At 49.0% G+C, this 8,093-nt stretch carries 7 protein-coding genes; 4 read left to right on the plus strand and 3 right to left on the minus strand.

The genetic code is table 11. The annotated features are described in order from the left end of the window. The first annotated feature begins 718 nt into the window (after window positions 1-718). A complete protein-coding gene (locus RAC65_RS22125) occupies window positions 719-1,027 on the plus strand; it encodes an NIPSNAP family protein (RefSeq protein ID WP_033737488.1) in 309 nt (102 codons plus the stop codon). Window positions 1,028-1,591: 564 nt separating this feature from the next. Beyond that, window positions 1,592-1,801 (plus strand): hypothetical protein, encoded by a 210-nt coding sequence (locus RAC65_RS22130; protein ID WP_375097310.1) that lies wholly within the window; start codon window positions 1,592-1,594, stop codon window positions 1,799-1,801. Between the two features lie 159 nt (window positions 1,802-1,960). Here RAC65_RS22130 and RAC65_RS22135 read toward each other — a convergent pair whose 3' ends face one another. Beyond that, window positions 1,961-2,164: a hypothetical protein gene (locus RAC65_RS22135; RefSeq protein ID WP_347449440.1), complete on the minus strand. Its 204-nt coding sequence runs from the start codon at window positions 2,162-2,164 to the stop codon at window positions 1,961-1,963. A 384-nt stretch (window positions 2,165-2,548) separates the two neighbouring features. Here RAC65_RS22135 and RAC65_RS22140 point away from each other — a divergent pair, with 384 nt between their 5' ends. After that, window positions 2,549-3,163 (plus strand): histidine phosphatase family protein, encoded by a 615-nt coding sequence (locus tag RAC65_RS22140; protein WP_375097311.1) that lies wholly within the window; start codon window positions 2,549-2,551, stop codon window positions 3,161-3,163. Between the two features lie 262 nt (window positions 3,164-3,425). Here the strand turns inward: RAC65_RS22140 and RAC65_RS22145 are convergent, their stop codons facing one another. After that, window positions 3,426-3,677 carry a hypothetical protein gene (locus RAC65_RS22145; RefSeq protein WP_375097312.1) on the minus strand — a complete coding sequence of 84 codons (252 nt, stop codon included), beginning with the start codon at window positions 3,675-3,677 and terminating at the stop codon, window positions 3,426-3,428. Between the two features lie 1,167 nt (window positions 3,678-4,844). Between RAC65_RS22145 and RAC65_RS22150 the strand changes: the two genes are divergently transcribed. Next, window positions 4,845-6,761, plus strand: coding sequence for a methyl-accepting chemotaxis protein (locus tag RAC65_RS22150; RefSeq protein ID WP_375097313.1), 1,917 nt, complete (start codon window positions 4,845-4,847; stop codon window positions 6,759-6,761). 446 nt (window positions 6,762-7,207) lie between these two features. On the opposite strand, the gene RAC65_RS22155 is transcribed toward RAC65_RS22150, so the two are convergent. After that, on the minus strand, window positions 7,208-7,696 hold the full coding sequence (locus tag RAC65_RS22155; protein ID WP_375097314.1) for an anti-virulence regulator CigR family protein: 489 nt from the start codon (window positions 7,694-7,696) through the stop codon (window positions 7,208-7,210). Window positions 7,697-8,093: the final 397 nt, after the last annotated feature.

Consider the following 8,093-nt stretch of genomic DNA (forward strand, 5'->3'; position numbering starts at 1 on the left):
GCTGCAGGGTACAGTGAACACGCCCGTAAGCGGCCCTTACGGCCTGCTAACGCGGAGATACGCCCCGACTGCGGCTGCGCCTTGTCGTGACCACTCCGACGGCGTACAGTGGCTTTCGTGCTGCGGTAAGCGGGTATGGCTAAACAGCTACCGTGTTAAGTTCCGCATCCGTCGCTGAAATTTTTGATGATCACCCCCCTAAGCGTCAGCAGCAGGCTGCCGACGCCAAGGCCGCGGAAATCACGCCCTTCACGTCGCAGGCGCCGTGAAGACCGCTCACCGGGGTTAAAAGGGGTTACATAAGCTTCTTCACTGCTGAAAACCCGCAGGGCTGTTCAGGGAAAGGTAGGGTATAGCACGAATTATACGTCTGTAACCGGCTACGCCGGGCGTACGGCGCCGTTCAGCTTCTGTGCCATCTTTTACTTCATCTGGCGCCTTCATGCCGCTGAAGCGGCATTCTGAATACGGCTATCACTGCCGGGGTTAACTCAGATTTAAACGTCCGCTTTGTGCCAGGAGCGGACGTTGCTCATATCACTGTTTTAATGAGAGGGTAAGTGTTTTATGTACACAGAGCTTCCTTAACTTCACGTTGTCATGGCACCAGGTAAGGACGCAACAGTGGTCTTGTGATAAAACATCGTGGTTTTTGCACGTTTTATAGGGGTCAGTAATCTTATCCCTAATCACCCTCTTATCTTAAGGCATCACTGATATGGTCACCTGTTTTCTAAAGTACGTCATAGATCCCTATAAGCTGGATGAGTTTGAGTCTTACGCGCGGGCATGGATTCCTATTGTGAACCGTATGGGGGGAAGTCATCACGGTTATTACCTGCCTCACGAGGGAGCGAACAATCTGGCCTATGCTCTTTTTAGTTTTCCCAGCCTTGCGGCATATGAAGCGTACCGTGAAGAAATGAAGAGAGATCCTGAATGCCTTTCTGTCTTTGCAACTGAACAGGTTAATCGAAGCATCATAAGTTATGAACGGAGCTTCATGCGGCCAGTCACTCAGGGGTAGGAAACCGTGAAAAAGAGCGGCACGAATGCCCTGAAAGAGAGTGTCCGCAGGATCACGTGAGAATGAGCAGAATGGGTATGGGAAAGCGCAGGTTGCCTGAATACAGCCTTTACGGCAACAGGCGCAACGATCGCGAGTGACCTGACCTGTTCTCTGCAAATGAATATACGGCCTCATTCGCAAATTCTTCAGCTACTCTCGACTAACTGCGCGCGTCCGCTTTTCGCTCAAAGCGAACCTTCATCTCAGTCAGCCTGTCCGCTTTGTGCCATTACCAGATATATCTGAAAGTCAGATGTCCGGATATCATGGCATTACAGATCTCTGCACTACGCTTCAGCGATATACAGGAACCAATACTGCTGCCAGCTCCGCCTAACACTGAACATACCTTTAATGCCCCCCCCTTACTCATCATGACCCGCTGAAAATTTTTCTTAAGACAACGGGCATGCATTTTGCAATATTTTCAGTTTCAGATACCCGTACTTCTGGCCACAAGCAGTACAGTTCCCGGAGAGGCCTCTGAAGAAGCCCGACAGTGTTGAAATATGAGGAGGTTTTTTGAATTCCGGACAGGAAGACAGTAAAGACGGCATTCATGAGGTAATTGGCCATGCGGTTTCACGGTTAATCGCGACAGGAAAGCCTCTGGACAGGGAAAATATTCTGGCGCAACTCAGGCTGGGCGAAGCTCACGCCGTGGACGGCCGGAAAAAAATCTACGCTGAAGCCGTGCGGTGCGTAACGGAATCAAAGGCCGGGAGAGGATGAAAAGCCCAAAAATGCGGCAGACGGATATCATTCAGCCACAGACAGCGTAGCGTAATGCCTTACCGCAACAGTGTGTGAAAAGTCCGAACTTTCAGCTGACAGCGGGGCGGTAGTGCCAGCAGGGCTGGCAAACCGGAGCCGTGGGTAGCTTTTTATTTATTAAGGCAATGTTCCGGACCTGATGAATTCAGCTGCCGCGCTGTAGACACCGGACAGGTATGAATCATTTTCCTTCTTCGACCACTCCTCAAGCAGTTCAGCAAGTTCTGTCTGTGAAAAATTACTCTGCCCATCAAGCAGTTTCAGCACGGCTTTACCGATGGCAGTACATATCTTACGGGACCGTTCATCATTGTTATTCATATGTGCCAGAATTGGGAAACGAAAGGACAGCATGGCACATAAATCAGTAAACCTTTAAATCTGATCAATCAATCTGCCTGATACAGAGCACTTACTGAATCTTAAAGCCGGATTTCGGTAGAGCATGATTTACCTGTTCTCAGGGATGTAAGCTATGTCCGCTTCATGCTCTCAGCGGACCTTCAGCTAAGTTAGATCGTCCGCTTTGTGCCAAAAGCGGACATTATCTATGTTCGATGCATCCCTCGTGAGACAGGCCATCCCGGTTTGTATTCAGCTAAATTTTTTCATGATTTTCGTTCGAAACAGAAAGCATTCCGCTACAGCTGGCTGGTATGTTTGTTACAGGACGTTTAAATCAACAACATGCATGGTCCACTAACGATGAAAGTGATTCTTGTTCGACACGCAGAAACAGAGTGGAATGCGAGAGGTCTTATTCAGGGGCAGAGCGATAGTACGTTGACTCACCGGGGGCAGCGCCAAACATCAGCCTTACTGGCAGCATTTGACGCGAGTGATTACCAGGTTGAACGTGTTTACGCTTCTCCACTTGGTCGTACCTGGCAAATGGGACAGAGCCTGTCTGAGTACTTTGGTTGCTCACTGGTAGCTGAAACTGCTCTTAAAGAACAGGCATTTGGTCAGTTTGAAGGCATGTCAACGGCACAGCTCATTCAACACCATCTGAAAGATGCAAATGCGTTATTCAAATTTGATGCAGATTATTGTCCGCCAGAGGGAGAGTCATTAGCACAGGCAACTCAACGAGTAATAAGTTTCTTACAAAATCTGCAAGGCACCAAAGAACATCTGTGCGTGTGTATCGTGACGCATGGGCATGTCAGTCAGGGAGTGCTGGCAATACTTAAAGAAGGGACTATCGATAACTTTACCCGGTACGCTCACCCCAATGCGAGTTACTCCGTTTTCGATTTTTTGGATGGAAAATGCATGGCGCTCAGATGGGGAATTGCTACACATCTACTTGAACATTAGGTTTCTAGCGGTCATTTGAGTTAGGCGATATTACCTTAAACACGATGTCCGCTCCTCGCTCATAGCGGACCTTCAACTTAGTTACTTTGTCCGCTTTGTGCCAGAAGCGGACGTTGCTAAAACCGAGCCCCTTAAAAGGCGGGGCTGGTCAACTGTATTAATTTTTTATCACGATCGGGGATAGAGCCGCCTGAGCCCGGTGAGGTGATTTCGCCTGTCATCTTCTTATCAGAACCTGATTTTGCTTTTTTTAAAAGAGCCTTTACTCACTCAGTCCTGTGAGGATGTATAGGTAAGGTTCGGGCCTTGCCGAAAGGCCGGAAGGAATAAACTCTCCCAGCCACGCTATGGCTTCTGCGATTTTACTCAGGCTTTCGTCACGGCAGTTGCCTGTTGCCTTAAGCCCGGGTTCATCCAGAAGGGAATGAATATTTATGTCCTTTTCTGCCAGAACAAAATGCAGTGCGGCTTCTCTGATAGTGACGCGTGCCCTGCCTTCATCTCGTTGTGACACAGTTATTTCCTCAGTCTGGATTTTGCAAAATCATCACTCACTGTGATGATTACGGAGGTGTTGACTGTCGGACAACAATTGGCTGTGTATGCTCAAAAAACTTTCGTCGAAAAAAGCGATTTGATCTGCAGCATGCCTTTCGCTACATGCTGTTATTAAAGCGTATGAAATAAATGTTTTCTGAGAGAGAAGAAATGAAATACTTTAAAAAAGGGGCAGGGTGGCCCCGTATCAATGGTTCTGTGTTGCTCTTTTATTATTATCACCTTTATGGTTAAGGGGCTGTCTGTTACAGGTTATCGTCATGGCTATTTATTTCTTTAAAGTAAACCCGGAGTTTTAAACTGTCACAGCGAAAGGTTAATGCCTTTTAAATGAAGAAAACTTGCGGGCATGTTTTACTGAAGCCTCCGGGTTTATTAATTCATCCGGTTATTAAATGCGGGATAATGGATGCGAAGGCGTTTTTCCCGGGGTTGAGTGGTGCTCCGTAAGCGACTTCATAAAATGCTCATAACGAAAATCCGGTCAGTGAAAAAAGAGCCCCTCGCCTCAGAGCGGGGTCGAACCAAATTCACGGCTCCAGGCTTCTTTAGCGGCAGGAGCCAGCAGGCAACTGCACTCCAAAATTATGTTCTGAAAAAATATTTCACAAGCGAGGCGGCAGATGGTAATCCGACTGCAGCATCCTTACCCGTCCCGCAAAAAATTTCACGCCGGAACGACAGTTTTTCGAAAGTGAATAATGATTTATCTCTTGCTGCATAAAGATGCGACTCAGTTCTGAATTTTTACTGACGTATGCTGCTGCAGAATGCCATACCTGCATGTTTATATAATTGTCTGCCGCTGACCTGACAGGCCTTCACGTCTCTACCGGTTGAGTTAAGTTTACTGAAATTGAGTTAAAAATAATTCAGGATAATTTATGAATACCACATCGCCTAAAAAGGTTAGGTGCCAGACGATTACCTTAAGAATAATTCACCCCATTATCCTCAGGCATTAAAGAGAAAGGGGCCGTTAAGTGACTTACGTCAATAAAAGTCATTATTTTTATACTGACGACCAAAACAGGCATAACGATTACATCTTTTTGGCCGATAAACAGTTGAACCCTGAGGTGATATATGGCTCAGGGCATTATTCAATACTGGGGTGAATTAAATGAATATTATAAAAAAAGTTACGAGCTTAAAAATAGGCGGTAAACTGGGGCTGGGCTTTACGCTGGTCATACTTGCCTCTGTTATCATATCGGCGCTGGCGCTTCGCTGCTTTTTAAGCATTCAGGAAAACTCGGACAAGCGTGACGTCACCGTTCAGATGCTGGACACGCTGGCAAAAGCCAGGCTTAACCGCACGCTTTTTCAGTACACCCGCGAGAAAAAATTTATCGACCTTAACGGCGAGGCGATGAATCAGCTTTTTGGTTTACGGACCAGCCTCAGTAAATATGCGTGGTCGGCCGAAGGGGGGGAGAGGCTTTCTCTCCTGAGCACGATTCTGACGCAGTATCAGGGAAAGCGTCAGGCCTTTCTTGAAAGCAGTGACAGGGCTGCGCTGGCGCTGAGTGAAGTACATACGCTGGGTCTGGCCTCACTGGCTGAAAAACTGGCCGCCCGCCAGACTTCCGTTCCTGCTGATATTGTTGCTTCCCTGCTTTCTGTCAGTTTCAAAACAGAGCAGGCGGCATTTTATGTCCAGGAATTTATCAGACAACCAGAGGCTTCTACGCTCGATAAATTCAGGGGGGTGAGTGACACAATTTCTCCGCTTCTGAACCCGCTCAGAGGCATTTCTGAAAGCGCACTGGCTGCAGTACTGGCGGACCTTGAGCAGAAAATGAGTTCGGGCTCCGCAAAGTTAAATAATTACCTCCTTTCAGTGAGGGCTGAAAGCCTGGCCTCAGCTGAAATGACCGAAGCGGCAGGCAAGCTGAACCAGTCCATAACGGACCTTGCGTTCTTTCAGTCAGAGCTGGCTGCGAAGTCTATCCAGACCGCATTCTGGCAGATTGGCTTTGCAACCCTTGCCTGTATCATTCTCAGCCTTCTGATTGCCTGGCGGATGACGCGGAGCATCACCGTCCCGCTGAGAGAAACCCTTTCGTCTGCACAGCGCATTGCTGAAGGTGACCTGACCTCCGAAATCACCACCTCCCGTACCGATGAGCTCGGCGAGCTGATGTCTGCCGTGGGCGCGATGAACCAGAGCCTGCGTAACATCATCTCCCGGGTAAGGGACGGCGTGAATAACGTTGCCCGCGCCTCATCTGAAATTGCGGCCGGCAACACTGACCTGTCCTCACGCACAGAGCAGCAGTCAGCTGCGGTGGTTGAAACCGCTGCCAGTATGGAAGAACTGACGTCCACCGTTAAGCAGAATGCGGAGAATGCTCATCACGCCAGCCAGCTGGCCACCGAGGCGTCACACAATGCCAGCCGCGGCGGGGAAATCATCAGTGACGTGATCAGCACTATGGGCGGAATAAGTCAGAGCTCAGGTAAAATCGGTGAAATCATCTCCGTCATTAACGGCATCGCTTTCCAGACGAATATCCTGGCGCTCAATGCCGCGGTCGAGGCGGCAAGGGCAGGAGAGCAGGGACGGGGATTCGCGGTCGTTGCCGGTGAAGTCCGCAATCTTGCGCAGCGCAGTTCGCTTGCTGCGAAAGAAATCGAGGCGCTGATAAGTGAGTCCCTGGACCGGGTGAGTAACGGGACTGAACTGGTTAACCGTGCCGGCGTAACGATGGAGGATATCGTCAAGTCTGTGACGCAGGTCAGGGACATAATGGGCGAAATTGCCGCTGCGTCTGACGAACAGAACCGCGGAATTACCCAGATAGCGCAGGCCATGACGGAGATGGATACCACAACCCAGCAGAACGCTGCGCTGGTTGAAGAGTCATCCGCAGCGGCCAGCAGTCTCGAGGAACAGGCGCTTGAGCTTGAAAAAACGGTTGCCGTTTTCCGTGTGCCTTCTTCCGGACTGTTGACGCCGGGGGCTAAGGTGGCCACGCCCGTGTTAAAGCCTCTGCCAGCCGTCAGAACGCCGGAAGCAAACTGGGAAACGTTCTGATAACCATCCTGCAGCCAGAGCCGGGCTGAACCACAACCTCATCTGGCTGTATCCTTCAGTGCGCGGTGAGGTAGTTAATGTGTGATGGAAACTGTGGCAATCTACCGCATGTTTATATTGGTAAAGCGGTGGAAGCCCTTTTTTATGATGCTGAATCAGTCAGCCGGACGAAAGTCATTGCCAGGTTGAGTCTGCTGTTCAGGGAAGATCCTGACCCTGTAAGGCAAAACGAGATAATAAGTGCCCTCATTCTTCTCAGTGAGCCCGTCATTACCAAAACAGGCTTGCAGGATTAGCGGACGTAAACTTTCTGCGCTCACGTCCGGTTTATGCCGGAAGCACATACCACCTGATTTGTATGCAACTTATTTTAGGGAACAGGTTATTAGCTTATGCATCACTGAACTGAGGCTCTGGCTGATTTCAGCCGGGCCGCAGAACAGTGATTAGTTGAACACACCCTTAATCACGGCGGTCACAACCGCAGTGCTTAACGTAATAAGCACTAAATCATCGCCCACGGCACGCCACTCATAGCCCGGGTAATGAGGCAGTGCATTTATCATTGATGCTGGTAAATTTTTCCTGGCGATACCCGGTGGCAATGGTTTACCACGCGCAACTTTTTTAGCGATTCCCGGCGGCAGGGACTGATAGCCTACCAGGCCATATTTGATGGCAAGGGCACGTGCACGGGAAAAGTTGATGTCAGATTCAACATGATCGGGTTGTCTGCCATTCTTACGATATCCATGTTCGTTCTTCGACTGTGTGTAACCCTGCCCTTTGTTTCCGTGCGCGCCGTTATTACCGTGACTGCCATTGCCATTGCCATTGCCATTGCCATTGCCGGGATTTGCATAAACAGGTGCAGCAAAAACGGCGAAACCTATTACCAGCGCTAAGGCTGCTTTAAAAGTGCGTTGTGCAAGCATGAAAGATTTCCTCAAAGGTATTCATCACTTCATCGAAATATAGGACGAGGCTGCAATCTTCACCATCTCATCACGTCTGAAATCAAAGCCTCTTAATGGATTGAGCAAAAAAATGTTAGTGGTACGGCAGTAGATTAATAAATGAATGGTCTTGCGGCTTACTGGTGAAAGAAAGTCGCATTTAAGTCATTTCAGATGAAGTATTTCCGGAAAGGTAATTTCGTTTGTTCATTATGTGATGCGGAATTTCCTGGCTGTAGATGCAGGGAAAAGCAATGGCGATAATCAGCGATTATTAGTTGGCTGTTCCAGTGACTGCTTAACGCTCATAGCGGACCTTCAACTCAGTCAGCCTGTCCGCTCTGTGCCAAGAGCTGACAGCACTCACATAACTATG

This window comes from Pantoea sp. BS_8 (genome assembly GCF_041954965.1).
Classification (GTDB): domain Bacteria; phylum Pseudomonadota; class Gammaproteobacteria; order Enterobacterales; family Enterobacteriaceae; genus Pantoea; species Pantoea stewartii.

Bases quoted from the DNA above. Each gene is read 5' to 3' on its own strand.
- RAC65_RS22150 (WP_375097313.1), top strand. From the start codon at position 4,845: ATGAATATTATAAAAAAAGTTACGAGCTTAAAAATAGGCGGTAAACTG.
- RAC65_RS22135 (WP_347449440.1), bottom strand. From the start codon at position 2,164: ATGAATAACAATGATGAACGGTCCCGTAAGATATGTACTGCCATCGGT.
- RAC65_RS22155 (WP_375097314.1), bottom strand. From the start codon at position 7,696: ATGCTTGCACAACGCACTTTTAAAGCAGCCTTAGCGCTGGTAATAGGT.
- RAC65_RS22125 (WP_033737488.1), top strand. From the start codon at position 719: ATGGTCACCTGTTTTCTAAAGTACGTCATAGATCCCTATAAGCTGGAT.
- RAC65_RS22140 (WP_375097311.1), top strand. From the start codon at position 2,549: ATGAAAGTGATTCTTGTTCGACACGCAGAAACAGAGTGGAATGCGAGA.